The organism is Photobacterium japonica (genome assembly GCF_050337005.1).
GTDB lineage: Bacteria > Pseudomonadota > Gammaproteobacteria > Enterobacterales > Vibrionaceae > Photobacterium > Photobacterium japonica.
Map to the genome: position 1 here is coordinate 59,418 of NZ_JAKJSN010000025.1, position 24,734 is coordinate 84,151.

At 48.1% G+C, this 24,734-nt stretch carries 29 protein-coding genes; 15 read left to right on the forward strand and 14 right to left on the reverse strand.

Annotated elements, in window-relative coordinates; all coding sequences use genetic code 11:
- Window positions 1–63: 63 nt before the first annotated feature.
- Window positions 64–798 (forward strand): 3-oxoacyl-ACP reductase FabG, encoded by a 735-nt coding sequence (fabG, locus tag L4C36_RS11225; RefSeq protein WP_428477890.1) that lies wholly within the window; start codon window positions 64–66, stop codon window positions 796–798.
- 619 nt (window positions 799–1,417) lie between these two features.
- Here the strand turns inward: fabG and L4C36_RS11230 are convergent.
- A complete protein-coding gene (locus L4C36_RS11230) occupies window positions 1,418–1,588 on the reverse strand; it encodes a hypothetical protein (protein WP_428477891.1) in 171 nt (56 codons plus the stop codon).
- 10 nt (window positions 1,589–1,598) lie between these two features.
- Here L4C36_RS11230 and L4C36_RS11235 point away from each other — a divergent pair, with 10 nt between their 5' ends.
- Entirely contained in the window at window positions 1,599–1,961 is a 363-nt protein-coding gene (locus L4C36_RS11235; RefSeq protein ID WP_428477892.1) for a hypothetical protein, read from the forward strand.
- Window positions 1,962–2,029: 68 nt separating this feature from the next.
- Here L4C36_RS11235 and L4C36_RS11240 read toward each other — a convergent pair whose 3' ends face one another.
- The 5 genes from L4C36_RS11240 to rbsD all read right to left on the reverse strand — a co-directional run bounded on the left by L4C36_RS11240 (window position 2,030) and on the right by rbsD (window position 7,195).
- Complete coding sequence (locus L4C36_RS11240) at window positions 2,030–3,037, reverse strand: substrate-binding domain-containing protein (RefSeq protein WP_428477893.1); 1,008 nt, start codon at window positions 3,035–3,037, stop codon at window positions 2,030–2,032.
- A 195-nt stretch (window positions 3,038–3,232) separates the two neighbouring features.
- Window positions 3,233–4,111 carry a ribose ABC transporter substrate-binding protein RbsB gene (gene rbsB, locus L4C36_RS11245; RefSeq protein WP_428477894.1) on the reverse strand — a complete coding sequence of 293 codons (879 nt, stop codon included), beginning with the start codon at window positions 4,109–4,111 and terminating at the stop codon, window positions 3,233–3,235.
- Between the two features lie 147 nt (window positions 4,112–4,258).
- Window positions 4,259–5,227: a ribose ABC transporter permease gene (gene rbsC / locus L4C36_RS11250; protein WP_428477916.1), complete on the reverse strand. Its 969-nt coding sequence runs from the start codon at window positions 5,225–5,227 to the stop codon at window positions 4,259–4,261.
- A gap of 8 nt (window positions 5,228–5,235) precedes the next feature.
- On the reverse strand, window positions 5,236–6,741 hold the full coding sequence (rbsA, locus tag L4C36_RS11255; RefSeq protein WP_428477895.1) for a ribose ABC transporter ATP-binding protein RbsA: 1,506 nt from the start codon (window positions 6,739–6,741) through the stop codon (window positions 5,236–5,238).
- Between the two features lie 34 nt (window positions 6,742–6,775).
- Window positions 6,776–7,195 (reverse strand): D-ribose pyranase, encoded by a 420-nt coding sequence (rbsD, locus tag L4C36_RS11260; RefSeq protein WP_428477896.1) that lies wholly within the window; start codon window positions 7,193–7,195, stop codon window positions 6,776–6,778.
- 404 nt (window positions 7,196–7,599) lie between these two features.
- On the opposite strand from rbsD, the gene L4C36_RS11265 reads away from it, so the two are divergent.
- Window positions 7,600–7,845: a hypothetical protein gene (locus L4C36_RS11265; RefSeq protein WP_428477897.1), complete on the forward strand. Its 246-nt coding sequence runs from the start codon at window positions 7,600–7,602 to the stop codon at window positions 7,843–7,845.
- Window positions 7,846–7,865: 20 nt separating this feature from the next.
- Here L4C36_RS11265 and L4C36_RS11270 read toward each other — a convergent pair whose 3' ends face one another.
- Window positions 7,866–8,762, reverse strand: coding sequence for a LysR family transcriptional regulator (locus L4C36_RS11270; protein ID WP_428477898.1), 897 nt, complete (start codon window positions 8,760–8,762; stop codon window positions 7,866–7,868).
- A 122-nt stretch (window positions 8,763–8,884) separates the two neighbouring features.
- On the opposite strand from L4C36_RS11270, the gene L4C36_RS11275 reads away from it, so the two are divergent.
- A complete protein-coding gene (locus L4C36_RS11275; RefSeq protein ID WP_428477899.1) occupies window positions 8,885–9,256 on the forward strand; it encodes a YybH family protein in 372 nt (123 codons plus the stop codon).
- A 106-nt stretch (window positions 9,257–9,362) separates the two neighbouring features.
- On the opposite strand, the gene L4C36_RS11280 is transcribed toward L4C36_RS11275, so the two are convergent.
- The 6 genes from L4C36_RS11280 to L4C36_RS11305 are packed head-to-tail and all read right to left on the reverse strand — an operon-like array spanning window position 9,363 to window position 14,062.
- Window positions 9,363–10,127, reverse strand: a complete 765-nt coding sequence (locus L4C36_RS11280; protein WP_428477900.1) for a heme ABC transporter ATP-binding protein — start codon at window positions 10,125–10,127, stop codon at window positions 9,363–9,365.
- Window positions 10,127–11,182 carry a FecCD family ABC transporter permease gene (locus L4C36_RS11285; protein WP_428477917.1) on the reverse strand — a complete coding sequence of 352 codons (1,056 nt, stop codon included), beginning with the start codon at window positions 11,180–11,182 and terminating at the stop codon, window positions 10,127–10,129. The genes L4C36_RS11280 and L4C36_RS11285 overlap by 1 nt, the downstream gene beginning before the upstream one ends.
- A 15-nt stretch (window positions 11,183–11,197) precedes the next feature.
- A complete protein-coding gene (locus tag L4C36_RS11290) occupies window positions 11,198–12,103 on the reverse strand; it encodes a heme/hemin ABC transporter substrate-binding protein (RefSeq protein WP_428477901.1) in 906 nt (301 codons plus the stop codon).
- Between the two features lie 2 nt (window positions 12,104–12,105).
- Window positions 12,106–12,522 (reverse strand): ExbD/TolR family protein, encoded by a 417-nt coding sequence (locus tag L4C36_RS11295; protein WP_428477902.1) that lies wholly within the window; start codon window positions 12,520–12,522, stop codon window positions 12,106–12,108.
- On the reverse strand, window positions 12,519–13,292 hold the full coding sequence (locus L4C36_RS11300) for a MotA/TolQ/ExbB proton channel family protein (RefSeq protein WP_428477903.1): 774 nt from the start codon (window positions 13,290–13,292) through the stop codon (window positions 12,519–12,521). Before L4C36_RS11300 ends, L4C36_RS11295 begins: the two co-directional genes overlap by 4 nt.
- Before the next feature lie 2 nt (window positions 13,293–13,294).
- Entirely contained in the window at window positions 13,295–14,062 is a 768-nt protein-coding gene (locus L4C36_RS11305; RefSeq protein ID WP_428477904.1) for an energy transducer TonB, read from the reverse strand.
- A 178-nt stretch (window positions 14,063–14,240) separates the two neighbouring features.
- Between L4C36_RS11305 and hutW the strand changes: the two genes are divergently transcribed.
- The 10 genes from hutW to L4C36_RS11355 all read left to right on the forward strand — a co-directional run bounded on the left by hutW (window position 14,241) and on the right by L4C36_RS11355 (window position 23,826).
- Window positions 14,241–15,605 carry a heme anaerobic degradation radical SAM methyltransferase ChuW/HutW gene (hutW, locus tag L4C36_RS11310; RefSeq protein WP_428477905.1) on the forward strand — a complete coding sequence of 455 codons (1,365 nt, stop codon included), beginning with the start codon at window positions 14,241–14,243 and terminating at the stop codon, window positions 15,603–15,605.
- 61 nt (window positions 15,606–15,666) lie between these two features.
- Window positions 15,667–16,191 carry a heme utilization cystosolic carrier protein HutX gene (gene hutX, locus L4C36_RS11315; RefSeq protein ID WP_428477906.1) on the forward strand — a complete coding sequence of 175 codons (525 nt, stop codon included), beginning with the start codon at window positions 15,667–15,669 and terminating at the stop codon, window positions 16,189–16,191.
- Window positions 16,188–16,724: a heme utilization protein HutZ gene (gene hutZ / locus L4C36_RS11320; RefSeq protein WP_428477907.1), complete on the forward strand. Its 537-nt coding sequence runs from the start codon at window positions 16,188–16,190 to the stop codon at window positions 16,722–16,724. The genes hutX and hutZ overlap by 4 nt, the downstream gene beginning before the upstream one ends.
- 416 nt (window positions 16,725–17,140) lie before the next feature.
- Complete coding sequence (locus L4C36_RS11325; protein WP_428477918.1) at window positions 17,141–19,330, forward strand: TonB-dependent hemoglobin/transferrin/lactoferrin family receptor; 2,190 nt, start codon at window positions 17,141–17,143, stop codon at window positions 19,328–19,330.
- Between the two features lie 288 nt (window positions 19,331–19,618).
- Window positions 19,619–20,491 carry a helix-turn-helix transcriptional regulator gene (locus L4C36_RS11330; protein ID WP_428477908.1) on the forward strand — a complete coding sequence of 291 codons (873 nt, stop codon included), beginning with the start codon at window positions 19,619–19,621 and terminating at the stop codon, window positions 20,489–20,491.
- Window positions 20,492–20,941: 450 nt separating this feature from the next.
- A complete protein-coding gene (locus L4C36_RS11335; RefSeq protein WP_428477909.1) occupies window positions 20,942–21,100 on the forward strand; it encodes a DUF2256 domain-containing protein in 159 nt (52 codons plus the stop codon).
- A gap of 110 nt (window positions 21,101–21,210) precedes the next feature.
- Window positions 21,211–21,624, forward strand: a complete 414-nt coding sequence (arfB, locus tag L4C36_RS11340; protein ID WP_428477910.1) for an alternative ribosome rescue aminoacyl-tRNA hydrolase ArfB — start codon at window positions 21,211–21,213, stop codon at window positions 21,622–21,624.
- 146 nt (window positions 21,625–21,770) lie between these two features.
- Entirely contained in the window at window positions 21,771–22,211 is a 441-nt protein-coding gene (locus L4C36_RS11345; protein WP_428477911.1) for a hypothetical protein, read from the forward strand.
- 80 nt (window positions 22,212–22,291) lie between these two features.
- Window positions 22,292–23,188 (forward strand): aspartoacylase, encoded by an 897-nt coding sequence (locus L4C36_RS11350; RefSeq protein ID WP_428477912.1) that lies wholly within the window; start codon window positions 22,292–22,294, stop codon window positions 23,186–23,188.
- A gap of 221 nt (window positions 23,189–23,409) precedes the next feature.
- Complete coding sequence (locus L4C36_RS11355) at window positions 23,410–23,826, forward strand: hypothetical protein (RefSeq protein WP_428477913.1); 417 nt, start codon at window positions 23,410–23,412, stop codon at window positions 23,824–23,826.
- Here the strand turns inward: L4C36_RS11355 and L4C36_RS11360 are convergent.
- Complete coding sequence (locus L4C36_RS11360; protein ID WP_428477914.1) at window positions 23,797–24,126, reverse strand: hypothetical protein; 330 nt, start codon at window positions 24,124–24,126, stop codon at window positions 23,797–23,799. The two genes, L4C36_RS11355 and L4C36_RS11360, sit on opposite strands and share 30 nt — an antisense overlap.
- 191 nt (window positions 24,127–24,317) lie before the next feature.
- Between L4C36_RS11360 and L4C36_RS11365 the strand changes: the two genes are divergently transcribed.
- Window positions 24,318–24,689 carry a hypothetical protein gene (locus tag L4C36_RS11365; protein WP_428477915.1) on the forward strand — a complete coding sequence of 124 codons (372 nt, stop codon included), beginning with the start codon at window positions 24,318–24,320 and terminating at the stop codon, window positions 24,687–24,689.
- Window positions 24,690–24,734 lie beyond the last annotated feature (45 nt).

Here is a 24,734-nt window from a genome sequence, read left to right on the forward strand (position 1 = left end):
TAATACCACATTTCTACTTTTACACAGTTTTCATTTTTGGTATTGAATAAAAGGGAAAATAAAATGCTTAATAATAAAGTCTGTATTGTTACTGGTGGTGCACAAGGCATTGGACGCTGCATCGTTGAAACGTTTGCAAAGCAGGATGCAGTACATGTGTATGCCTGTGACATGAACGCCTCAGCCATGTTGGATTTGGAAACCAAATACCCCAATGTGTCAGCGGTGGAATTGAATGTGTGTGATCGCGATGCGATTGGCCTTTTCATTGATAAAATTAAAGCGACGCATGGTCATATTGATGTCCTTGTTAATAATGCAGGGGTCACCCGTGACAACCTGATTGATAAAATGACCGAAGAAGAGTGGGATTTCGTTTCTGACGTTAACCTGAAAGGGGTCTTTAATATGACCCAAGCCATTGCCCCTGTCATGATGGAAGGCGATATGGGCTCTATTATTACGATGTCATCGGTTGTAGGGACGGACGGTAACATTGGCCAAAGTAACTATGCAGCCACCAAAGGCGGTGTGATCGCCATGACCAAAGGGTGGGCGAAAGAGTTCTCACGTAAAGGGGCGCAAGTGCGGGCAAACTGTATTGCCCCAGGCTTTATTGAAACGCCAATGACGGTCGATTTACCTGAGAAAGTGCTCGACCATATGAAAAAGAAAACGCCATTGGGGCGAATGGGGAAACCGGAAGACATTGCTAATGGTGCACTGTTCCTTGCCAGTGACAATTCCGCCTTTATCACAGGGCAGGTTTTGAAAATTGACGGCGGGTTGGTGATTTAATCCCTACACGTCACATGCTGATTTAGGCTATTGGCATTGCCATCCCAGACGTGTGCCAGATGAGTTGCCAGTGTGCATTCTTCCAACCGCGCCTCACGCATAGCTTAGAGGGGCGGTTTTTTTATGTCTGTCGTTTACTGTTTAATGGTTTCTATTCGCTCACTAATAGGAAAAGCATCAATAATTAATGGATTATAATTTTGTGAAAATATAAAAAGGCAAGAGATAGCACTTAATTGTTATTGATTCTCATGGGGGGGAATAAAAAAACACAGCGGCAGGTAAGGCGGCTGTTCAACTATGTGATTATTAATGTTTATTTTCAATCTCTCACTGTGGATATCAGTGTTTTATTGCGCTTGATTGAAAAAGCGACACGGATGGAGCCCTGTCATCATATGGCTTTTAATTGTCATGAAAACAGCAAATTACATCAATATGTGTGTTTTATTACACTTTACGATAAGTGTTTTAGATGATCGCGATAAAAATTATTACATGGTGATGTAAATATGAATCCCTAAACTCCGCGCTTCTTATTTCTCTGACCATATCCTCGCTATCTTGAGATGCGTTTGGATATGATGAATATTAGGTCAATATTTATGATGAAGCCGTGTTATTCACCTATTGTGCTGGCTGTTTTATTTTGCCCGACAATGGTAAATGCATCGGCAATCGATAAAAGTGGTTTTTCGATTGCTGCTGGAACTGCATTTTTAGGTGGAGAGATGGGCGGAATGATTAAGGATGAATATTCAGGCTCGACATTTTCTGCTGCGTTTTCCATTCAATATACGATGACAAGCGGTGTTATTTTTGGGGGCAGCTATTCTCCCGCCGTGATCAATACGCATCAGACGCAATTTACTGTCAGCGATCAGCATATTGTGACGAAGCAGCAGCGATTAAAAGCGTCGGTGATGACGCTGTATACGGGGTATCAGTTTGATCATGGCTGGCGTGTGTTGGTCGGTGCTGCTCAAACGGACACGGCGTATATCGCTGATGGGGTCGCATTCAGTGAAAAGCAGACTGCGCCAATGATCGGTATGGGGTACCAGACCCCCAGTGGTGTCCATTTTGATTTGCATGCCACGCAAGTGGAGTATGCGGGGGGGCCAGCGACTACGCTGTTTATCATGATGGGGACGCGCATTTAGCGCGTATCGAGTGTCCTGTTCGTGCATTGTTGCTAGCGTGCAGGACACTCGGTGAATCGGTCATGCCACTAACGGTAGAGGCGTTTTACACTGTCACGTTGCATCAGTGTTGGCTCAAGTTGAACAACAGAATTGGTTTCTCGCTTGCTGTGGATTTTATCCAGAAGCATATCGACGGCTTGTTGACCAAGGCGGTATTTCGGTTGGTGGATGGTCGTTAACGACGGGGTGATGTATTTGGCCAATTTAACGTCATCGTACCCGACAATAGACAGATCATCCGGCACGACGATGCCTTTTTTGTGGGCGGTATTGATGGCACCCATCGCCATCATGTCGTTGCACACAAACATTGCCGTGGGCAATGGGCCGCGTTCACACAAGGTCGTAAAGGCTTCCTCGCCCCCTTCACATTCAAAGTTGCCTGAGGCTATCCACGGTGTATGGATGGGGAGGTCTGCTTCTTCCATCGCCTGAATGAAGCCGGACAAGCGTTGCTGGGCTGTGAGTTTATCTTGTGGGCCGGTGATACAACCAATTTGGGTATGGCCTTGTTCAATCAGGTGGCGGGTGGCGAGATAGCCGCCGTGGTGAGAATTGTCTTGGATAATGTCGCAGGGAAAGTCTACCGGTCCCCAGTCCATCACCACCGTCGGCACCGGCTGATGGCGGGCAAATAGATTTAGCGTGTTATCTTCGACTTCGCTGCACATCAACAATAAACCGTCGACCCGCTTTTGTAACAGGGTATCGAGGTTGGTATGCATACGCGCTAAATCCCCCTCAGTATTACACAGGATCAAATTGTAGCCTTGCTGATAGCAACGTCGCTCCACGCCTTTGACGACTTCACCAAAAAATGGATTGGTGGAGGTAGTAACCAGCATACCAAAAGTACGGGTATGGTTAACCTTCAGGCTGCGTGCCAGTGCAGAAGGGGCATAGTTAAGGGCATCAACCGCCGCCAATACACGTACGGAAATGTCGTCACTGACAAAGCGGGTTTTATTGAGGACGTGGCTGACGGTGGATGTTGAGACCCCCGCTTCTTTTGCTACATCTTTAATTGTCGCCATAGGTTCTCCCTGAACACTCTCCCGTTGAAGGGAGCAAAAAATGGTGCGGTACGGTTTGATGATTCGTTTTGATGGTATGGGATTGTGGCTTGAGTGCGGTGGTATGGGGATGCTTTTCCCTAAAGCATGGGCGGCGCCTGCATGCAGACACCGCCCACTATTCCCTGTTTCCAGTATAAAAAAGGAGGCAAGAAATTACTGCGTGATCACTTTGAGTGGCACAGGAATGAAGGCTTCAACCTTGTCGCCTTTCAGCATTTTGTCAGCCGTTGTGACGCCTAATGCACCGATCAGCTCTGGCTGCTGTGCGATAGTTGCTGCCAGTTTGCCGCGTTTTACTGCTGCAATACCGTCTTCTGTGCCATCAAAGCCCACGATCATTACGTCTTTGCCTGATGCTTGTACGGCACGCATTGCACCCAGCGCCATCTCATCATTCTGTGCGAATACCGCTTGTACATCAGGATTGGCCGCCATCATGTTTTCCATGACGTTTAGGCCTTTGGTACGGTCAAAGTCAGCCGGTTGGCTAGCAAGCAGATCCATCTCGTTGCTCTTCACGGCATTCATGAAGCCTTGGCCACGCTCACGCGCAGCAGAAGTACCCGCGATGCCTTCCAGTTGGATAACGCGTGCTTTCTCGCCCACTTTTTCCATGATGTATTTACCGGCCATTTCGCCACCTGCCACGTTGTCTGACGCAATGTGGCTGACTACGTCACCACGGCTTGCACCACGGTCAAGTGTCAGGACGGGGATCTTAGAGCGGTTCGCCATGCGGATTGCATTAGAAACGGCATCGGAATCGGTTGGGTTGATCAAAATGGCTTTCACGCCACGCACGGTCAAATCTTCAATGTTTGACAGCTCTTTGCTTGGGTCATTTTGTGAGTCCAGCACGATCAGCTCATAGCCTAGCTCTTTGGCTTTTGCCTCTGCGCCTTCTTTCATGGTGACAAAGAAGGGGTTGTTCAAGGTAGAGACAACCATGGCAAGTGTGTCTTGCGCTGCTGCAGTTGAACTGAATGAGGCAGACAGTACTGCCGCAGAGATCAGGGTGGCTAGCTTTTTCATTCTGTATTCCTTTCTACATGTGTCGGTGGCGGCGGGCAGAGGGGAGGCTGCCCGCATAACCATGCTGGTGTCCATCAATAAGCGATAAGCTCATTGCGTGATGAAAAATCATTAATGGGTTAACGTGTTGTCGTTATGTAGTGATGCTTATTTGTTCTTGTTGTCGACCAAAACCGCCAGCAAAATCACGACCGCTTTTGCAATCATCTGGTAGTAAGACGACACGTCGAGCAGGTTCAGGGCGTTGTTCAGGAAGCCGATGATCAAGGCTCCGATCAGGGTACCCATGATGCGACCTTTACCCCCAGCCAGACTGGTACCGCCCAATACGACCGCGGCGATAGCATCAAGCTCATACCCCATACCGGCAGTTGGCTGTGCCGATGACAAACGAGACGTCACGATAAGACCCGCCAGTGCCGCCAGTAGACCGCACAGGGCGTAGACACCGATTTTTACACGGTCAACGTTGATACCCGACAGGCGTGCGGCAGATTCATTACCGCCCACTGCATACACGTAGCGGCCGAAGCGTGTGTGGTTCAGTAGGTACCACACCGATGCAAAGACAATCACCATCAACCAGATCGGAACCGGAATGCCCAGTGCGTAGCCTGTACCGAACCAAGCAAAGTTGTCAGCTACATCGGTAAAACCGGTCGAAATAGGACGCCCTTCGGTGTACACCATGGTCACACCGCGTAGCAGTGTCATGGTTACCAGTGTGGCGATGAAGGCTTGAACTTTTCCTTTGGCGATAATAATGCCGCTGATCGCACCCAGTATCGCACCTGCAAGCAGGGCCGTTGGTACTGCAACCAACACAGGCACTTCCATGCCGATCAAGGTAGCGGCGAAAGCACCACATAAAGCCAGTACCGAACCGACGCTCAAATCAATGCCGGCCGTCAAGATAACCAAGGTCATGCCCACGGCAATAATGGCGTTGATCGAGGTTTGGCGCAGAATGTTCAGAATGTTGTCAACGGTGAAAAAGTTTGGGTTTAAAAAAGACACCACGACAATCAGGAAAATCAATGCGATCAGTGATTTTTGTTCAATCAGCCACGCTTTGCTAAAGCGCGGTGTGCTACCTGTCGGTTGTTGTTTCGTCATAGCATTGCTCATGCTGCTACCTCATTGATGTGTTTACCTACCGCGCAGGCAAGGAGTTTTTCTTGATCGGCATCGGCTGCCATGAATTCGCCACTGATCTTGCCTTCATGCATCACCAAAATGCGGTCGCTCATGCCCAGTACTTCTGGCATTTCAGAAGAAACCAAGATGATGCTCATGCCTTCGGCTTTAAATTTGTTGATCAGCTGATAAATTTCTTTCTTCGCGCCTACGTCAACACCGCGCGTAGGTTCATCCAGAATCAAGACCTTTGGCTTGGTCATTAGGCCTTTAGCAATCGCCACTTTCTGTTGATTACCGCCGGACAAGTTACCAATGATTTGGTTACGGCTTGGGGTTTTGATGTTGAATAAACGAATGAAGTCGTCCACGGCCATGACTTCGTCAGTGTGGTTGAGCTGAATGCCTTTCGACAATTGCTCAAGCGCGCAGATGGACATGTTTTCTTTCACGGACAAACCGAGGATCAGGCCATCGCCTTTACGATCTTCAGAGATGTAAGCGATGCCGTTGGCCAAGCCATCTTGTGGGTTAATTGGGTTGATGGTCTTGCCATCTAACACAATGTCACCAGATTCACGGGTCAGTGCGCCGAAAATGATTTTCATCAATTCCGTACGACCTGCGCCCATCAAGCCTGAAATACCCAAGATTTCGCCGCGATCTAACGTGAAGCTCACGTTGTGTACGCCAGTGCCAGACAGGTCTTTTACTTCAAGGCAGGTGGTGCCGTGTTTAGCCGCAATGCGCGGGTATTGCTCATCAAGACGACGGCCGACCATCATTTCGATCATGCTATCTTCATCAATGTCTGTCACGGCACGTTGGCCGATGAACTTGCCATCACGCAGCACGGTGATGTCATCACAAATGGTGAAGATTTCTTTCAAGCGGTGAGAAATGTAAACAATGCCCGTGCCTTCGTCGCGCAGTTCATTGATCACGCAGAACAGGGATTCGGTTTCGGTGTCTGTCAGCGCATCGGTTGGTTCATCCATGATGATGACTTTCGATTTGAACGACAGCGCTTTGGCAATTTCTACCATTTGCTGTTCGCCCAAGCTCAGGTCGCCAAGCAGGGTGCGTGAACTGTGTTTAACGTTAAGACGCTGCAATAGGGCATCGGCTTCACGGTACATGTGCGCCCACTTGATCGCACCAAACGCATTGGTTAGCTCGCGACCCAAGAAGATGTTTTCCGCAATGGTGAGCTCAGGGATCAGGTTCAGTTCTTGGTGAATAATGGCGATGCCCGCCTCTTGCGAATGGCGTGGTCCCTGAAAATTCACCGGTTGACCTTCATAATGGATCTCACCCGCATCCATGGCATAAATGCCGGTCAGGGTTTTCATCAGGGTAGACTTACCCGCCCCGTTTTCGCCCATTAAGGCCATGACCTTGCCGGGGTAGACATTCAAACTGGCTTTGTCTAACGCTTTTACGCCGGGGAATGCTTTTTCGATGTTTTTAAGCGCTAAAATGGGCTCTTTCATCTCATTTCCTTGCAGTGTTTAGTTTAGGTCGCGATTAAAAAACGACGCCAGCTTGAAAAATGACATTGGCATAAGGCGTGCATTCACCGGTGCGAATCACGGCTTTGCTGTTTTGAGTGTGTACTTTGAAGTCTTCATGCGAGATATACGAAACCGTAATGGTTTTGCCGCATAGCGCTTCTTCTTGGTGGATCAGGCTCAGTAGCGCGTCATGATGCTGTGGGCTGACGTGTTTGAACTCTTCTGCCATCACCACCCCTTCGATTTGCATCTCGCCCAGTACCGCCGCCACGGTTTGGATAAAGGTCGGCACGCCTGCGATCAGCGCAAGATCAATACGCTGTGTATTGTCAGGGATCGGTAGCCCTGCGTCGCAGATGGTCACTTCATCCGTGTGGCCAAGTGTGGCGACTAAGTAAGACAGCTCTGAATTGATAAGTGCGCTTTTTTTCATGCCTGAACCTTTGCTATTCACGTTATGTAATGCGTTAGAAGGATTGCCGTGCATTGGCAATGCCTAATGTGTCTATTTTTACCATCGAAACGATTACGCAAACGTTTCGATGGCGCTAAATGTAAAAGCAAACGTTTTCTCGCGCACGTTAAAACACGGGAAAATGTGATTTGCATCAGAAATAATATGCTTTTTGTGAATAGAAAATACGCAATGAATTGTACGTATTTGCAGCAGGTTTTTACTCTGTTTGTGCGATGTTTTCACCGTGTAGGGGCAATGTTGTTGGGATGTTGATAGGAAAAAAGGGAAACTTACACAGAAGATGAAGTTTGCTTTGTCAGGGGGCATGCCTAGGGCGTATGATGGTGGGCCATTAGTGTTTTTGGCGTGATGGATTGCCCGTGTCATTGTCTGTATTTGATCTACAACCGTTATTGATGAGTATTGCGCCGGCCTCAGTCGCGCTGATGCTGTATGCCCTCAATCGCAAAAAAAGAGGGCTAGTTAAACTGTCTTTAGTTGGCATGATCGTCGCCGTTATCATGTTGTTTGGTTTTCAGTATTTAGACTACAAGCACCTTGAAGACTGTATGCGTCAACACGAAGTTTATAATCCCCTTCTGCAAACCTGCATCACATTCAACTAGCCGTCACTCATTTTCTCTCTCTATACTGAACGGTTGTCTGGGTGCGAAAGCGCTTGGATATGCTGTAACTGTCGTTCAATAGCCTCAATACAGACTTGCACGGACAGTGGTGTATGCTGCGTAAAAGGGTGTAAGGCATAAATCGGATTTAATGGCAGTTGGTGTTCAGGAAATACAGGTGAAAGCAAAGGCTGTTTCTGCGCAAAAATATAGTCAGGTACTAATCCTACGCCCACGCTTGCATCAATCAAACTCATGCAGGTATGAAAGGAATCTGCTCGGCAGATCACTGAGGGGATGAAGTGCTGTTCGGTGTGATCGGGACACGTTAGCGTGTGTTCAATGTGTTGGGGTTGCCATTGGTTGGCAATATAACCGTGTTTTTCCGGTTGAGTGCCAGCCAGCAGGGCTGCGGTGCCGCACAACACATCCCGAAATGCGCCGATACGACGTTGTTTCAGTGCGTCTTCTGTCGATGGCCCGACGCGAATCGCCAGATCGATATGATTGGCCATCACGTTAAGCGGCTGATCATCACTGATCAATATTGGGCGAATAGCAGGATACTGCTGCATCAGTGAGGCAATGGCCGGGGTGACTAAGGAGGCCATCATGGCATCTGAAGCGGTAATGGTGATTTCACCTTGCGGCTGTTGTTGGCTGTCCAATGCGTGTTGCCAGGCGGATTCGGCCAGTTGATTGAGCTTGGTACACTCTTGGTAAAACGCGTGGCCGGCGCTGGTCAGGGACTGGCGGCGGGTCGTGCGTTTGAGCAGCGCAACGCCCAGTTCAGTTTCCAATGCTTTCAGGTGCTGGCTGATCACTGATTTGGACACATTGAGTTGTTCGGCGGCAGCCGTAAGGGAGCCCGCTTCGACGATATGGGCGAAAACAGACATCTGGCGTAATCGGTGCATTAGATTGTTCTATAAAACTTAACAGTACGTTCTAATATGCCTGTTTTTCCCTTGTAATGAAATGTCTAGACTCATGGCATACCGCTTTTGTTTCTACTGAATAAAATGAATAAGGAAAAACCATGAGTGCATCCATTCTTACCGCATGTCAGGCGGGTATTGCTGCATGGCAGCAGGCGTTCAACCAACAAGATGCCAAAGGCTGTGCGGCGCAATATAACGAAGATTGTGTGATGATCGCGCGTCCATTCGGAACATTTACTGGTCGAGAAGAAATTGCGGGATTTTGGCAAAATATTATGGATCAGGGCTTTGCTGAAGTGGATTATACCGAGGTGACGTGGACACCAGAAGGTGACGATGGCTATTTACTGTCTGCCGCTTGGACCATGAATAAAGCATTTGGTGTGGTACATCGCGAGCATTGGGTGGTGCAGGCTGACGGTCAAGCTCGCTTGGTGAGTGATGAGTTTGAAGTGCAGGGTGATCGTTAATTCGTGGCTCTACCCCTCCTCGAACACCTATAAAACTGAATCAAACAATAAGCAAAAGACCCGCCAGTGAGCGGGTCTTTTACGTTATGCGGTGGCGGTGTTGTGATTAACTCATCACTACCGGATACGCATGGGTTGGGTGCGGAACCACTTGCACTGGCCAGCCATAGACGTCCTCAATGGTATCAGCGACCAACACCTCTACCGGCGTGCCATCTGCAATAATATGCCCGTGATTTAAGATCAGAATTCGATCAGCATACTGCGCGGCCAGATTCAGATCATGGATCACGGCCGCCACCGTCGCCCCCGCCTGAGCCTGTGCTTTGGCCAATTGCAGCGTTTTGTGCTGGTGGCCAATATCCAACGCCGAGGTCGGTTCATCCAACAGTAAAATCGGTGGACGAGGGGAACCAGAGAGCTGAGTCAGGATACGGGCCAAATGGACACGCTGTTTCTCACCGCCCGATAAACTTGGGTACAGGCGCTGTGCCAGATGGGCGACATCGGTCTTTTGCATGTTCTCTTGTGCAATGGCGGCGATCTGTCGCTGTGGCAGACTCAAGGTTAACCCGCCGAGTTCGACCACTTCTGTCACGGTAAACGCAAACGTCAGTGAGCTCGACTGAGGCAGTACTCCCAGCGATGCAGCCAGTTCAGCCGGTTTCCAGTCTTGGGCGGCCTTACCGAAAAAGCGCAGGTTCCCGTCGGTTTCCCATTCCTGCGTGATGATTTTCAGTAAGCTGCTTTTCCCGGTGCCGTTCGGCCCCAGAATAATGGTCAGCTGACCGGCATGGAACGTGGTCGATACGTTATCCAGTAAGATTTTATTGCCCAACTTGAGGGAAACATGGTTGATTTCAATAGACATCAGGCTAAGCGACCTCGTTGTTTCAGTAGTAAGCTCAGGAAGAACGGCGCACCAATGGCAGCAGTAATGATCCCGACCGGGATCTCAAGGGGTGCGACAACAGTACGGGCAATCATGTCGGCCACCAGTAGGACAAACCCACCTAATACAAGGGAAACCGGCAGTAGCGAGCGGTGATCAGGGCCAATCAGCATGCGACCGATGTGCGGGATCACCAAGCCGATAAAACCAATCATGCCGGACAGGGCAACCGTAATACCCACGCCCGCCGCAGTCAGTAAGATCAGATTGCGTTTGAGGCGTTGTACATCGATACCCAAATGGCGCGCTTCGGCTTCACCGAGTAATAAGGCGTTTAACGCTTTCGCCTGACGCTGGTAGCAAATCGCTAAAATGGCCAGTGAGACATACGCCAGTACAATCGCATCCCAAGACGCGCCGGCCAGTGAGCCCATTGTCCACAGTGATAAATCACGCAGTGCCTGATCATCAGCAAAGTAGTTGAGCAATCCCAATGCGGCCCCCGCCATAGCGCCTAATGCCACCCCTGCTAACAGCATGATAGTGACAGAGGTACCTTGTTGGCTCGTGCCCAAGTAATAAATCGCAAAGGTCGCTAACGCACCGCCGATAAAGGCAAATACCGGCACCGTCCCTAGTGTTAACAGGACGGTGTTTTCGATCATGCCGCCAAATACCACGATGGCAATCGCCGCGCCTAATGAGGCACCGGCAGACACACCGATGATACCGGGATCGGCCAGTGGGTTGCGGAACAACCCCTGCATCACGGTGCCACAAATTGCCAGAATGCCACCAATGGCAATGGCAAGCAGAGTGCGCGGCAAGCGCACTTGCTGAATAATCACCGTCGCATAATTGGGTAATTCAACGTGTGAGAGAAGGTCCAGTGGCATTAAAGCTTTCATGCTAGCCATAAAGCCAATATCCATCGGGCCAAGGGCAATGGAACTGACCACCGCGACGTAAAGCAAAATCGCCATCATGACCAGTAATAAGCGCACTGGTACTCGGCGGGTCATAATATCGTTCATCATGTTCGGTGTGTTCTACTTCGTATTGGCAACAGCCAGTGTATCGGTAAAGGCAGCATTGAGTGAGGTCGCTAAATTCAAGCTTGCCAGACCAAATCCGCCCAAAATAGCAGCACCTTGAATCGGTACGATGTTGCCGTTCTGCACGGCAGGCGTTGCTGCCAACAGTGGTTGTTGTGCCAGCACACCTTCGATGCCGTTTAGCTGATCCAACGTACGCTGAGAAATCAAAATGTAATCCGGCTGCATTTCTACAATGGCTTCTGAAGACAGCGGTTTATAGCTGGTGGTTGTGGCTGCCGCTGGGTTTACGCCGCCAGCCAGTTCAATCACAGTATTTACCGTGGTTTCATTACCGGCAACGGTGAGTGGACGGCCATCTGAAATCATCATGAACATGACTTTGGGTTTGCGCGCAGGTACCGCTTGTTTCAGTTTGGTGACTTTCTGTGCGATGTCGGTTTTGATGGCTTCCCCTTTGGTTTCGGTATCAGTGAGATCCGCCAGCGTGTCGACGCGTTGGTTGAAGTCCGTCAAGGTATTGCCTGTCGGTAGGGTTGTGATAGTCACGCCACCGGACTTGAGTAATGTCAGGGTGGTATCTGGCCCCATGTCTGGTGAGCCAATTAAATGCGTAGGGTTTAAGGCTAATAAGCCTTCCGGTGTGAGCTGGCGGTGATAGCCCACTACGGGAATATCACGCCCCGCTAATGCGTGACGACTGGTCAGATCCACCGCCACCACTTCTTTGTCGGCTCCTAAAGCGAACAAGAGTTCTGTCACGGTGGATCCCGCACTGATAATGCGTGGTGTTTCTGCCATGGACAGCGGGCTGCATAAGGTGGCCACCAGCAGGGCAGCCGTGGTGAATGTGTTTTTGATTGTGTGCTTTAAAGCGTTGTGCGCGTGACGGTGTGACATGATTATTCTTCTTCCATAACAATATTGGTGGCATTGATGTTGTTACTCTGCAAGAAGGCTAAAACCTTCAGCATGTTCTCAACACTGGCTTGTTTGTCTGCTGCAATGACCACCGGTTTATTCGGGTGGCGTTGACGGTTTTCCATGAAGGCAGCAGTAAAGCTTGCCCAGTCAGGGTAAGGCGTTCCTTGCAGTGCCCATGAGGCCTCACCGGCAAGCACGGTGATGGCAAGCATGTCTTCATCAGCAGGGTTGAGTACCTTGCTTTCTTCTGTTTGTGGGATCGCCACTTCCATCGTTTGGATTTGGATATTGGCGGTCAGCAATAAAAACACCATCACGATGAAAATGATGTCGAGCAGAGGGGTTAAATCGGGAACGAAGGAAGACTCATCGTTCACTGGTCGAGACTGAATCATGCGACGTTTTCCGTTGGGTTAAAACGCGGTGCATCATTGGCGCTGTGCGTTTGGCAGTGCTGACTTTTATCTGTAGTGTTCTGGGCGGCACATGGGGTTGCACAGGTTTGTGCCGGGCAGATGCCGTTATCATTGAAAGAGACACCCGCCAAATGCAGATTAAAGTGGTTCAGGATGTATTCGATTTTCGCCAGCGTTTTATCCGCCCACAGGTTAAACAGTTGCGAAGCCGCAATCGCAGGGAGGGCAATCAATAACCCAGCGGCGGTGGTTGCCATTGCCAAGCCTAACCCGTCGGCCAGTTCAGACGGTGAAATCGCCCCTTGGGTGGAAGACAAGCCTTTAAACATGTCAATCAGACCTAACACGGTGCCTAACAGGCCGATCAACGGACTCAATACGCCAATGATGTTGAGCAGTTTTAAGCCTGAGGTGAATTGACGGCGTTTTTTCTGCAGCCAGATGCTCACTGCTTCTTCACGTAATGATTTGGTGAAGTCACGATGGCTGATCAGCATGCACAGACCTTGCGACAAGGTGTTTTTATCATGCTGGTGAGCGGCAACGTATTGCGCCAATTGGCTGTCATCTTTCAGCGAAAGTTGATCTAACTCTCGCTGAAGATTTTTACTGTTCGTTTTGCTGTTAAAGGCAACGAAGATAAGACGCTCAATAATCAGCATCATCATCAGTACAGATAAGATCGTCAGTGGCCAGGTCATTAGGCCAAGCTGAGCATGGATAGAGGAGAAAAATTCAAGGTTTAACATGATCAGTCCAAATTAAAACGAACAGGGATTTTCACGCGATGCGCTAAGCGGATACCGTTTTCCTGGTACCCATTAAAGCGCCATTTCTTCACGGCTTTTATGGCCGCCTCATCAAGCACGGCATGGCCGGAGCTTTTTGCGATTTCAAGTCGAGTTTGCTCGCCTTTTTCATCGAGCCAGACATCCAGCAAGACATTGCCTTCTAGTCCTTTTCTTCTTGCTATGCGCGGGTAAGTGGGTTGTGTTGGGCGCACCTTAAACGTGGGGCGGTCAATTAATCTCGGCGCACTGTCTTTCGCTTGATTCATATCAGCGTTCGCCATGGTGTGTGGCGTGTTCGGATTGGGATCTTTGCTGATAGGGAGCGCGGGACGTGGTTTTTTAACCGGATCAGTCACTGGCTTTGCCTGTTTTTCAACCGGTTTGGGTTTTGATTTAGGTTCCGGCTTAGGAGCGGGTTTCGGGATCGGCTTGGGCGTTGGCTTTGGCGCGGTCTTCTTCACCTCAGATTTAGCGGGTTCCGGTTGTTTAACGACAGGTTCAGGCGCTTTGGTATCAGAAACTGTGTCCGAAACCGGGTCAGAAACGGTATTTTCAGGCGAAACCGACGCAGGTTGAGACGCTCTGGCCACGAGCTGAATAGCAACGTGTTGCCCGGTTTGCGTGTCCTCAACGGCAAATATTTCTTGAACAGGTTGTTTGGCTGAAATGGCCAGACTGTGTAGTGCGATAGAAACGACACCACAAACTACGTACCGCCGAGTGTTCACACTCTCTCCTGCGTTGTGAAGTAATGGAAAGTGTGAGCATTATGCATGGGAATGGTAATGAGATCAATTATCAGTTGCATTCTCTTTTGTGATCGATATTATAGCAACGAATTGAAAACAAGCCGAAAAACCCAACGGCTGTTTATCTGTAGTAGAGATCGTAGAGGTTGTTCAGGCGATGAAGTTTGATTTACATGATGTAGAGCTGGTGGGACGAGATACGCCCGATCCGCTTCGTTTCGCATTCCAGCGTAAGAAAAGTGCCCATGCCGGCGGGATGACACGTCCTATCACGGGCGAAGCTATTCAATCTTCGTTGCAAGCGGCGCATGCGTTAGTGCCGAGCGATACGCATGCCCCACGTTGTTTGTATATTCATATCCCTTTTTGTCGTGTGCGTTGTACGTACTGCAACTTCTTCCAATACGCATCCAGTAAATCGCTGATTGATACCTATATGGAGGCGCTGCGCGAAGAAATTCGCTGGAAAGCGGCCGAAGCCTGGACACAAGCCGCGCCGTTTCAAGCAGTCTACATTGGTGGCGGTACACCTACCGATCTCTCTGCTGGCCATATCCACGATTTAGTGTCGGATGTACGCCGTTATTTCTCTCTCACGCCAGATTGCGAAATCACCCTTGAAGGTCGAGTTAATCGCTTTGGCTTGGATAAATTTGAAGCGGCGTTAGAAGCCGGCGTTAACCGTTTTTCGTTTGGTGTGCAAAGCTTTAATACCGACGTGCGTAAAAGTGCGAAACGCTTTGATGATCGTGACACGGTATTGGAAACCATCAACCGTTTGGCCTCATACAACGCTGCGCCGATTGTGCTGGATTTACTGTACGGCTTGCCGCATCAAACATTAGAGATTTGGCAACAAGACTTGCATGATTATCTAGATTCCGGTGCTCACGGTGTCGACCTGTATCAATTGATTGAAATGCAGGGCTTGCCGATGGCGCGCATGGTCGAGCAAGGCAAGTTACCGCATCCTGCTGATACACAAATGAAAGCGAGCATGTTTGAAATGGGCGTGGCCTTTATGGCGAAACACCATCAACGTCGTTTGAGTGTGAACCATTGGGCATCAGATAACCGCGAACGTAGTATCTATAATTCATTAGCAAAGACCACCGCAGAGATCATGCCTTTGGGTGCTGGCGCAGGTGGCAATATTAATGGCTGTCAGATGATGCAAAACCGCGATATGGACAGTTACATTGCAGCGATTAAAGCCAAGCAGCACCCTGTCACCATGTTGATGATGGCACCAGCAAACAAAGCCGTGTCAGCGGTGATTAAGTCTGGGTTTGATGCCGGTGTGTTAGCGCAGCGTCAATTGGACCGAGTGGCAGGAGCGGGCATGTTTCAGGCCCTGACACCGTTATTTGCGGTCTGGCAGAAAAACGGGTTAGTGACTCTCGAACAGGAGGGGCAGCACGGATACCTGTCGCTGACATTGGCGGGGCAATTTTGGGCCGTCACGTTGGCACAAAACTTGATTGAAGTATTACAGAACAACACAACAACGATGGCCGCATAAGGTGAGCCCGCGTTGTTCATGAATAATGAAGAAAGTAAGGCCGTTTAGGAGAAGCAAGAGCATGCAACCCACCATTACTGTTACCGCAGAATCGAAGGCACGTGTTGCCGCGTACCTGACTGAAGATGAACATACCCCTGTGTCAAACATGGCCGAGGCATTATCGCTCACAGAAGGCGAGATCACACTGGCATTGCCAGAAACCATGGTGACTCACGTTGTGGGTACATTGGCTCAAACCATTTTGGAAGCCATGCCGACGTGGGGCAAGGTAACGACGATCGTTCACTCTGGTGGTTCGGTATTTGAGTTCAAAGCGGATTTCCCGAAAGGTAAAGTGGCACACGGTTACTACAACTTGATGGGGCGTGACGGCCAATTAAACGGTCACCTGCGTGTAGATTTGGTCTCGGATATTGCGTTTGTCAGCAAACCATTCCGTGGAACAGAAAGCCATTATATTGGCTTCTATGATCAGACGGGTCATTGTGTATTTAAAATTTATTTGGGGCGTGACAAAAAACGCCAATTATTCCCTGAACAAATTGCACTGTTTAACGACATGAAAAAGGAACTGGCACAATGATGGATAAGGCAGAGCGTCTACAAAACCGTTTAGGGCCAGAAATTCAAGCATTCCGTGATGCACGAAAAACATTGCAACTAGGTACAGTTGATAAAGACGGTAAACCACACACCAGTTATGCCCCTTTCGCTTTCTCTGAACAGGGGTATTATATTTTGGTGAGTGATTTGGCGCAGCATGGCCGTAACCTGAAAGACGCGAAAACTGTTTCGATTATGAWGATTGAAGATGAAAGCGAAGCGCGTACTATTTTTGCTCGTCGTCGTTTGTCTTTTGATACGCAAGCGGAACTGGTTGACCGTGATTCGGAACATTGGAAAACCGCCATTGACGTGATGGAAACTCGCCTTGGAGAGATGATTGGCAACCTGAGCCAACTTGGCGATTTCCACTTGTATCGCTTAAATCCTGTGATAGGGCGTTATGTGAAGGGCTTTGGTCAAGCCTTTGATGTAACGGGTGAAGATCTGCTTTCTGTCGTGCACTTAGATGAAGGTCACGTACAAAATATGAAAGCCCATCAAAACGGCTAACGACCATTCATTATATCGATGATAATTGAATAACGTATCTTGCACTCGCCATTGTCTTTGGCGAGTGTGTTATTGCTGCGCGTCGTTGATTAAAAATAACATTGATAATAAAAATGACAGAGAAGGAAAAACAAATAGGATGAACCAAGACTGTTTCCCTTATGTTGAGTGTGCATGAATGACAATCGCACAACATATCGGAGAACGCCAAATTTACTTATTTCACCAAAAATTATTTTTACCCGCTTATATACATTCAGTGCGTGATGATCGTGCAGGGTATGAACGTTATATGAGAAAGAAGAATTTTTAGTAAATAATTACACTATTTATATTTCCTCCTTTTTATAACAGGAAAGTTAGCGCTGTTTCAGCGTGATGGCATGTCTATGCCTAAACACAAGAGTGAATTCATGATGACAATCAAAAAAAATAAACTGGCGTTGTTGGTTGGCTTACTGTGCTCAGGCAGTGCAGTGGCTCAAGATGTTTATACCTTTGATGAAGTAGTCGTTTCTGCGACCCGTAGTGAACAAAGTGTACGTGACGTGGCGGCTTCTGTGGATGTGGTCACCAGTCAAGATATTGATAATGATTTGGCGCAGAACCTGAAACAAGCGGTGGAAGCGGAACCCGGTGTGTCGATGTCAGGCAATGGCCGTTTTGGCCTGAGCGGATTCAATATTCGTGGCCGTGATGAAAACTATGTAAAAACCATCGTTGATGGCGTTGAAATGCCGGGCACTTATAACCCGGGTGCCGACGTAATGCGTAAATATAACAATACCTTTGAAACCGATACCCTGCAGCGTATTGAAATCAACAAAGGGCCTATTTCTAGCTTGTACGGCAGTGATGCATTGGCCGGTGCGGTGATCATGCGTACCAAGAATCCGTCTGATTTGTTAGCGAAGGAAGGGGATGATACCCATGCGAGCATCAAGACGGGCTACTACAGCGAGGATGACAGCTTCAAAAGTACCGCAACAGTGGCGAACCGTACTGGCGATCTGGAAACCTTGTTGATGTATACCTACCGCCAAGGGCATGAAACAGAAACCTACGGTGGTCCGGATATTACCGGCGAAGATCGTGGTGCGGCAGATCCGTTAGATTTTGATTCCAATAACATTCTTGCGAAAGCTTTTTATCAAATCAACGATGCACACCGCGTCGGCATTTCTGTTGAATCCTTTAACCGTGATCAAGACGTGACGCGTTTGTCTGATGAAGGCGACACCATCAATATGGGGCCGACGGTGTATGAATATTCCGATACGCGTGCGAAAGATGCGGATAAACGCCAACGTTACAGTTTCGAGCATGAGTGGCAGGCTAATAACGCCGCGTTCGATAAATTGGATTGGCGTGTTGCTTATCTGAAAACCGAATCAAATCACGACAACTTGGATAATCTGACCATCAAGAAAAATGGCTCGGTTTTCAGCTCGCAAAATCGTAACCGTCAGCGTAATGGTCAGGATGAATCTTGGCAGGCAGATGTCCAGTTCAACAAAGCCTTTGAACTGGAAAGCAGCTACCACGAAGTGGTGTATGGCGTGAGTTACGTCAGCAATGAATTCACACTGGATTACCGCAACATCAATCGTGATACGGGTGTGGCGACGGATGCATCACCGGAAGTACCGAATGCGGAATCGGAAAAATGGGGTATCTTCGTTCAGGATCAAATGTTCTTGATGGATGAAGCACTGGTCTTGAACGCCGGTTTGCGTTACGACGCGTTCCGCTCGAAGCCTAAGGGCGACAGTGATTACGAAGAAGGCAAGAATGATGCGCTGACCGGTCGCTTGGGCGCCGTGTACCACTGGAACGAGACCTACAGTACGTTTGCACAGGTGAGTCAGGGCTTCAAAGCGCCGACACTGCAAGACTTGTACTACTTCTACGATCAGGGGGTGACGTTTATTCCTAACCCCGATTTGGAAGCGGAAGAAAGTACGTCTTATGAAGCGGGTCTGCGTATCAATAACGCTTACGGTCGTGTGGCGATGTCGGTGTTCTATAACGACTACAAAAACTTCATTGAAGATCGCATGATTGAAGGCGAAGATCCTAATGACCCATCCAGCAAAGAAGTCTGGACAACGCAAAACATCAACCGTGCTGAAATCTACGGTGCGGAAGTGTCTGCACAGGTGGATCTGGCAACGCTCGCAGGCGTACCCGTCGGCATGTACTCTGACATGAGTCTGGCGTATGCAAAAGGCAAAGACAAAGATACGGGTGATGCGATTGATACGGTTGCACCGTTAACCGCTTATATGGCGGTGGGTTATGCCAATGAGGATGACACCTACGGCGGCAAAGTGTCGATGAAAGCGGTGGCGGGTAAATCCGGCGATGACTGGAGCAACGCCAATGGTGTTGATAACGTGAAAGCACCGGGCTATGCCGTAACGGATGTGACCACGTATTACCGTCCAATGAAAGATCTGACAGTGCGTGCAGGCCTGTTTAATGCCTTTGATGTGAAGTACTGGGACTACAACGATGTCGCGGGCTTTGACAACGACAAGAGCGGCCTTGAACGCCGTACACAGCCGGGTCGTAACTGGGGCTTAGAAGCAGAATACGCGTTCTAATACGTTATTCAGTCACCTGCTTAACGGAAGCACCTCGCGCTGGCGAGGTGTTTTTGTTTGGCATACGGTCAGTAAATGGGTGATAACGATATAGATATTTGCTCAAGACGTTCAGATATATGCAGATAATGCCATAAATGCGCATTTTGGAAGGGCTTTTAGAGTGAGATATTCATATACTTGAGCAGTTTCGTATGCAATGACGGTTTGTTTGAGTGTTAGGTGAGTTCGCTTCCCAATATTATCAAAGAGATGGATCGTATCATTGCTCATTGAGTGATGCCCCCCATGAACTATGATCAACTGATATCTGATAAACATATCATCTTAAAAGAATTTTATATTGATGAAAGCGTGCTTGTGCATGTGGAAAATGGTGAAGGCCTCGTCAGTATTAACGGGGTGAATATTGAACTCAGTGGTGACATGCTGCTTATTGTGCCTAACTGTAGTTATGTGTCGTGTCATGTTTCATCGACCGATGCCTCGGTGAAGGTGCAGAAGATCACGATCAATGAAGGTGTGTTGGCTGAACTGTTGCGCAGTATCCAGTATATTACGAAAAACAGCACACAATCCCAGAGTGAACGTATTTATGCACTGAATACCCCCGCCAATGTGTGTCAGCAATTTTTGTTGATTCAGCAACTTTTGCCCCATCTGCCGGAAAAAACGATGGAGCAGGCCTTTTTAAATCAAAGCCTGTATTTCATCCTGAAAGCCATCGCAGAGCAGGGTATCGACTTGTATAACACATTACGGTACGACTACGACGAGCCTAAAGAACGCACCATTGCTCGTATCATTATGCAGGATCCGCAGTGTAAGTGGACGATGGCAGAAGTGGCTAATCGCCTCTTTACCACGCCATCCACGTTAAGGCGCCACCTCTCCAAAGAAGGCATGTCGTTTAGTCAGTTGGTGCTGGATGTCCGAATGGGCGTCGCGCTTAATTACCTGACGTTTTCAAATTATTCTGTCCTGCAAGTGAGCCACCGTGCAGGATTTGGTAGTTCGGCGTATTTCTGTGATGTATTTAAACGAAAATATGGCGTTACACCGCTGCAGTTTCGTTTGAAATCCCGGGATGAAAATAACCTGCAAATACCGCAGGTATCAGAAGAGATAGACGGTGGCTTACTGGACAGTGTGCCCGCATAAATCATTGGGTGAGTCTCAAAACCCCCGCCTGCTTAGACGTCAATATGCGGTAAACTGTTGCCTTATTCTCAAATATTTACGTCTCTATTCCCCTATATTATCAGACAGTGATCCTCCTCTTATTCAGCCTATAGTCAGCAATGTTAAAGTGGTGTTGCGTTTGGGCGAAGCCATGTTGGCGGCGGCCAATGTGCATTAGGAGGTTCGTATGTTGTTATCGTGCTTTCTCTACAAACTGAAGGTATGCCTTATTTTTAGTGCTTATGCGGTGATTGGGGTCGGGCTATGGCTCTTACTGATGGCGCAGATCTTTACATTGGGTGTGTAAGCTTTGTGCGCCATGCTGCGATGTGACGCCACTGAACCGATGCTGTTTGTTCGACGTATTAACGGACACGAATAACGGACCTGGCATCGTATAGCGGTGTCACACGGGTGGTGTGTGGCGTCATGAAAAAATCACAACTGGCACAAAAAAACTGCGTTGTGTGCCAGCGTCCATTTCGTTGGCGCAAGAAATGGCAGGCGTGTTGGGAGCAGGTGAAATACTGTTCTGAACGTTGTCGTCGGCAAAAACAGTGTGTGCCTCTGGCCGATAGAAAGGCATGAACCGTGGTAGCAGTGCGGTGGCCCCACGTTATGCCGAGGGCGGTCTCAGGCTCGCTATTGGGTACAGCTTACAGGTATACTTGATACATCCTTGTTTGTATTGAGATACCATGCTTACCATTTCAAATACTGTTCAACTGGCCGATTGGGAAATTGAATTAACCGCTATCCGCGCGCAAGGTGCGGGTGGGCAAAACGTCAATAAAGTGTCCAGTGCCATTCATTTGCGTTTTGATATCCATCGTTCGACGTTACCGCCGCTCTACAAAGAGCGCCTGCTGGCGCTGTCTGACGGCCGCATCACCAAAGAAGGCGTCATTATTATTAAGGCGCAGCAATTTCGCACGCAAGAGCAAAATCGTGAAGATGCCTTAAACCGTTTAGCCGAATTTATTCGTGCCGCGATGGTACAACAACGCACTCGTCATGCCACCAAACCGACCCGCTCATCTCAGCGCCGTCGCATGGATCAAAAATCACAGCGTGGCCAAACGAAAGTGATGCGTGGCAAAGTGAATTTTTGACCCGCCTAACATTATTGTGACCTCATCGTACAATCACTAGATTTGTCATCAGCCTCGCTCTACATTATATCCACGTGCCTGAGGTGACTTAGGTATCACATCAGCAGGTATGTTCGCCTGTGTTGTCTGAGTGTCTGGAGCGAAAAATGGCAAAAAAAACGCAGCAACTGTTGCAATTGTTTTATCGTGAATCTGCCCGTGTCAGGTTGCTGGAATTGGATGCCCTGCCACAACCTGAAGCGGAAGAGCAACAGGCGCTGAATCTTTGGTTAGCCACCAAGCGTAACTTCCATCATGATGAAATTGCCAGCCAGCGTTGGATCAAAAGCTGCAGTGCCGGTTACATCACTGAGCTTGTGCTTTATCCCAATGGCACCTTGGAAGAATTCACTCTATTTAAGCGAGAAAAAACCGTGGGTGAGTGGCAGCTGGTGGATGGCATACTTGAATTACGCATTGAAAAAGGCGCCAACGCGTACCAGTGTGCAGTAGTCGCGAATCAGGACAGCAGTATTCATTCCGCCATTGAATATAAAAATGGGGAACTACATGCTTACTTGAAGTTGGCGCAAATGCGTCCGCTGTAGCTTTTGCTGGAAAAATGGATGCGAAACTGGTATTCGTTGGGTATCACCTTTTTCATTTTCAAACAGAGTGAGCTCAAACTGTGACTACAGGGACGAAGAACATAGACAAGGTCGCCATTGTTGGCGGTACCCACGGTAATGAATTCAGCGGTATTTACTTGTTGCGTAAATGGCAGCAACAAACCGCTGACATTACACGCGGCAGTTTTACTACCCAAACCGTTTTTGCCAACCCGCAAGCCTTTGACGCAAATAAGCGTTATTTAGATTGTGATATGAACCGCCAGTTCGGCGTGGCAGATCTCGCCAATCCTGATCTCGCCAATTACGAACAAAGCCGTGCGAAAGCCATTAATGCCCAACTCGGCCCGAAAGGTGAGGCGAAAACCGACTTCATCATCGATCTGCACAACACCACCAGTAACATGGGGCCATCATTGATCTTGCTTCAGCAAGACAGCTTTAACCGCCAATTAGGCGCGTACGTGAAAGCCAAGATGCCAGAAGCGGTGATTGTACTGGAAGATGAAGTGTCAGTGACGGAGCATCATTTCTTATGCTCGATTGCAGATCAAGGTGTCATTGTGGAAGTGGGGCCACAACCGCAGTCGGTCATCCGTCAGGATGTGTTGGACTGGATGGATACAATGACCGGTCATATTCTTGATTTTGTCGATTTACATAACCGCAATGCTGTCCCTGTATTACCTGCAACGTTTGATGCGTACAAATACCATGAAACCTTGAAGTTACCGGAAGATGAAAACGGTGAGCGTATCGGTATGGTGCACCGCAATGTGCAAGACGCTGACTTTACGGTGTTACGTCATGGTGACCCTATTTTCACCTTGTTTGATGGCTCGGTGATCACTTGGGACGGCGATTATGAAGCCTACCCGCATTTCATCAATGAAGCGGCGTATTACGACAACAACCTTGCCATGTCATTGGCAAAAAAAGTGACGGTAACGGTGTAAGTCGATTACCCAGTGATAGAGATAAAGTCGAAAAAGCGCGATAGAGATATCGCGCTTTTTTTGAACTCGATTCAAAGGCTTTTCTGTAATGGGGTGCGATGACATGATGGGTATTTCTTCATGCTTTTCTTCGTGTACAGTGATGTTATGCGCTGTAAATAGATGACGTATATAGACGCTATCGGATTGCCCGTAACGGTAATGGCCAAGGAAGGGACAACATGGCTCTGAGAAAGAAAACACACGTGATGACGAAGCGGCTGTTTCTTGTGATTGCTGGGTTTATGCTAACAGGCTGCGTCACGACACATTCGGTCGTGGTCATGAATAAAACCGATAAAGACGTCACGTTTACGGGCACGTTTACTTACTACATAGAAGACAGTCCCAACAGGGTATTCCACTTGGCGCCCGGTAAAAGTGGGGGGTGGTTTTTTGACCGCCATGAATGGATGCCAGAAATCTTGGATGGTGACCTCAAGCGTATCACACTGTCTCACCCCGATGGATGCACAACGGTATTAGACCGAGCACGCATTGACAACGCCGTTAAAAAACGCAGCAAGTGGTGGTTCTATATTACCGATGACATGATGGGGTGCCGAAAATTACCCACCTTGTCCGTGGTTAAGCATTGAAAAAAAGACGTGTTCAAGAAAGAAAAATAAGCCGATTAAGAGCAATAACCAAATAATGCTTCGACGTAAAGGTACGAAAATATCTTTCTTGGATGCAAAGTACCCTAAATAGCCAAAATTCATCGCAAGTGCAAGAAAGGGTAACGCAAACCCCCAAGATAATTGCTTGATGACTCTATCATAATCGGTGAGGTGTCCGTCAGGAAAACCAAGACCATAGGTAAATATGTGATAGCCTGTCAAATACAGCCCTAACGTGATAAAGAGTAAGCTAAATGATAAAAATCGTTTTAATTTCATTGGGTTTTTTTACTTTATGTTTGTCGTGATTGAAGGGCTATCATGCATGATTAATGTAATAAAAATAAATCATCGATTAAATATTGCGATCGAGGCGACGATAACGACAGATTAAGCAATGAATGTTATAGGGAATCAATAAAGCAACGAGATTATTCATTGCATGATTTTTAATATGAGTATCATTAAAAATGGATAAGATAACTCTGAACATAATGTTTGTGATTGTATTGGTTTTTTTGTCGGGATGTACATCCTTAGGTTTCGTTTCAATTGTTAATAATACAGATGAGGCCGTGTCAATCAAAGGTGAGTTTATTCTTGATTCATCTGAGTATAAAGAAATACACTTTGATTTACCCCCGGGTTCAGATGACGGATGGTTTTATGAACAAAGTTCGTTTTCAAAAAAAGAGATCCAAACAATTTTAAAGGCTGTCGTGCTTTCGTCTAACGGATGTTCAGTCAGATTGAATAGAGAGCAAATTGAACAGTTATTTGAAGGCATGGGGCGATGGGAATTAACCGTCACGGAAGAATTGATGCATTGCCAAGTAAATTAGATGTAAAAAGATGACTATGGGGAGCTCAGTTAAAATGGATAAGAT

What these genes read in the sequence shown, in the direction of transcription:
- fabG (WP_428477890.1), top strand. Translation starts at nt 64, where the DNA reads ATGCTTAATAATAAAGTCTGTATTGTTACTGGTGGTGCACAAGGCATT.
- L4C36_RS11230 (WP_428477891.1), bottom strand. Translation starts at nt 1,588, where the DNA reads ATGGAAAACGCAGCAGAAAATGTCGAGCCTGAATATTCATCCTTAATC.
- L4C36_RS11235 (WP_428477892.1), top strand. Translation starts at nt 1,599, where the DNA reads ATGACAAGCGGTGTTATTTTTGGGGGCAGCTATTCTCCCGCCGTGATC.
- L4C36_RS11240 (WP_428477893.1), bottom strand. Translation starts at nt 3,037, where the DNA reads ATGGCGACAATTAAAGATGTAGCAAAAGAAGCGGGGGTCTCAACATCC.
- rbsB (WP_428477894.1), bottom strand. Translation starts at nt 4,111, where the DNA reads ATGAAAAAGCTAGCCACCCTGATCTCTGCGGCAGTACTGTCTGCCTCA.
- rbsC (WP_428477916.1), bottom strand. Translation starts at nt 5,227, where the DNA reads ATGACGAAACAACAACCGACAGGTAGCACACCGCGCTTTAGCAAAGCG.
- rbsA (WP_428477895.1), bottom strand. Translation starts at nt 6,741, where the DNA reads ATGAAAGAGCCCATTTTAGCGCTTAAAAACATCGAAAAAGCATTCCCC.
- rbsD (WP_428477896.1), bottom strand. Translation starts at nt 7,195, where the DNA reads ATGAAAAAAAGCGCACTTATCAATTCAGAGCTGTCTTACTTAGTCGCC.
- L4C36_RS11270 (WP_428477898.1), bottom strand. Translation starts at nt 8,762, where the DNA reads ATGCACCGATTACGCCAGATGTCTGTTTTCGCCCATATCGTCGAAGCG.
- L4C36_RS11275 (WP_428477899.1), top strand. Translation starts at nt 8,885, where the DNA reads ATGAGTGCATCCATTCTTACCGCATGTCAGGCGGGTATTGCTGCATGG.
- L4C36_RS11280 (WP_428477900.1), bottom strand. Translation starts at nt 10,127, where the DNA reads ATGTCTATTGAAATCAACCATGTTTCCCTCAAGTTGGGCAATAAAATC.
- L4C36_RS11285 (WP_428477917.1), bottom strand. Translation starts at nt 11,182, where the DNA reads ATGAACGATATTATGACCCGCCGAGTACCAGTGCGCTTATTACTGGTC.
- L4C36_RS11290 (WP_428477901.1), bottom strand. Translation starts at nt 12,103, where the DNA reads ATGTCACACCGTCACGCGCACAACGCTTTAAAGCACACAATCAAAAAC.
- L4C36_RS11295 (WP_428477902.1), bottom strand. Translation starts at nt 12,522, where the DNA reads ATGATTCAGTCTCGACCAGTGAACGATGAGTCTTCCTTCGTTCCCGAT.
- L4C36_RS11300 (WP_428477903.1), bottom strand. Translation starts at nt 13,292, where the DNA reads ATGTTAAACCTTGAATTTTTCTCCTCTATCCATGCTCAGCTTGGCCTA.
- hutW (WP_428477905.1), top strand. Translation starts at nt 14,241, where the DNA reads ATGAAGTTTGATTTACATGATGTAGAGCTGGTGGGACGAGATACGCCC.
- hutX (WP_428477906.1), top strand. Translation starts at nt 15,667, where the DNA reads ATGCAACCCACCATTACTGTTACCGCAGAATCGAAGGCACGTGTTGCC.
- L4C36_RS11325 (WP_428477918.1), top strand. Translation starts at nt 17,141, where the DNA reads ATGACAATCAAAAAAAATAAACTGGCGTTGTTGGTTGGCTTACTGTGC.
- L4C36_RS11330 (WP_428477908.1), top strand. Translation starts at nt 19,619, where the DNA reads ATGAACTATGATCAACTGATATCTGATAAACATATCATCTTAAAAGAA.
- L4C36_RS11335 (WP_428477909.1), top strand. Translation starts at nt 20,942, where the DNA reads ATGAAAAAATCACAACTGGCACAAAAAAACTGCGTTGTGTGCCAGCGT.
- arfB (WP_428477910.1), top strand. Translation starts at nt 21,211, where the DNA reads ATGCTTACCATTTCAAATACTGTTCAACTGGCCGATTGGGAAATTGAA.
- L4C36_RS11345 (WP_428477911.1), top strand. Translation starts at nt 21,771, where the DNA reads ATGGCAAAAAAAACGCAGCAACTGTTGCAATTGTTTTATCGTGAATCT.
- L4C36_RS11355 (WP_428477913.1), top strand. Translation starts at nt 23,410, where the DNA reads ATGGCTCTGAGAAAGAAAACACACGTGATGACGAAGCGGCTGTTTCTT.
- L4C36_RS11360 (WP_428477914.1), bottom strand. Translation starts at nt 24,126, where the DNA reads ATGAAATTAAAACGATTTTTATCATTTAGCTTACTCTTTATCACGTTA.
- L4C36_RS11365 (WP_428477915.1), top strand. Translation starts at nt 24,318, where the DNA reads ATGGATAAGATAACTCTGAACATAATGTTTGTGATTGTATTGGTTTTT.